This is a genomic window from Bradyrhizobium sp. SUTN9-2, from assembly GCF_003122645.1.
In the GTDB taxonomy this organism is placed as follows: domain Bacteria; phylum Pseudomonadota; class Alphaproteobacteria; order Rhizobiales; family Xanthobacteraceae; genus Bradyrhizobium; species Bradyrhizobium yuanmingense.
Genome location: NZ_LAXE01000001.1, coordinates 5,050,398 through 5,051,412, shown reverse-complemented (window position 1 = coordinate 5,051,412; position 1,015 = coordinate 5,050,398). Strand labels below are relative to the sequence as shown.

At 65.9% G+C, this 1,015-nt stretch carries 1 protein-coding gene; it reads right to left on the bottom strand.

Annotation, left to right across the window (positions count from 1 at the left end):
* Nucleotides 1-355: 355 nt before the first annotated feature.
* Entirely contained in the window at nucleotides 356-925 is a 570-nt protein-coding gene (locus XF30_RS23440; RefSeq protein WP_109143969.1) for a glutathione peroxidase, read from the bottom strand.
* Nucleotides 926-1,015: the final 90 nt, after the last annotated feature.

Below are 1,015 nucleotides of genomic sequence, written 5' to 3'. Positions count from 1 at the left end.
GAAGCCCGCCGGCGCCGCGGCCGCTGCTGCGGGCGCTGGAGCTGCAGGGGACGTTGCAGCCGCCGGTGTTGCCGTCGGCGCGGCTTGCGGTGCGGCCGCGGGCTTCGCGGCCGGCGTCTGCGACCATGCGGCGCCGGAGAGCGCCACCGACATCGCACCTGCTAAAATCAGTCCTGCCGCCACGCGCATGGTGATGTCCCTCGAGATTGATCCCATTGTTCCGCCGTGGCTTTTCGCCTGCGGCAAAAACCGTCCTGCCCAAAACAATCCTAGCCTAGATGGTGGGCCATCGCCATTGCAACGGCTGTTTGATGCCGCGCCGCAATTGTGCCCAGCCGGATGGCGTGCACCTGGATCAAGTGTCGGCCAGGGCCCTTGCAATGGCGGTCTTGATCCGCGTGTCGGCCGGCTCGACGGCGGATGGAAATACCTCGGCGATATAGCCGTCGCGGCCGATCAGGTATTTGTGGAAGTTCCAGCGCGGAACTTCCTTCGGTCGGGCTTCCGCGGCCCATTTGTAGAAGGGATGCGCCCTCGCACCGACCACCGCAGCCTTGGCCGTGATCGGGAAGGTAACGCCAAATTGGTGGTGTGCGGTCTGCGTGATCTCGCTGCTGCCACCGGGCTCCTGGCCGCCGAAATCGTTGGACGGCACGCCGATCACGGTGAGCCCGCGCCCGCGAAACTCGTTCCAGATTTCCTGCAGGCCGGCATATTGCGGCGTGTAGCCACAGAGCGAGGCCGTGTTCACCACCAGCAGCGGTTTGCCGGTGAACGTGGCGAGGCGGATGTCGTCGCCTGACAATGCGGGGAAGGAGAAGGCGTAGGCCGAGATCCGGCTCATGGCGCCATCAGCGAGGGCGCGCGTGACAGGCGCGAACGCGCCCGCAAGCGTGACGCTCAGCACGGTTCTGCGATTCATCATGACGGCGTCCCCCGAGATGATCCGAGGGCAGATTACTCCGCCACTGCGGCCTCGCGCGTCAACACCGCGTTATCGGTCCTGCGAGAGAGC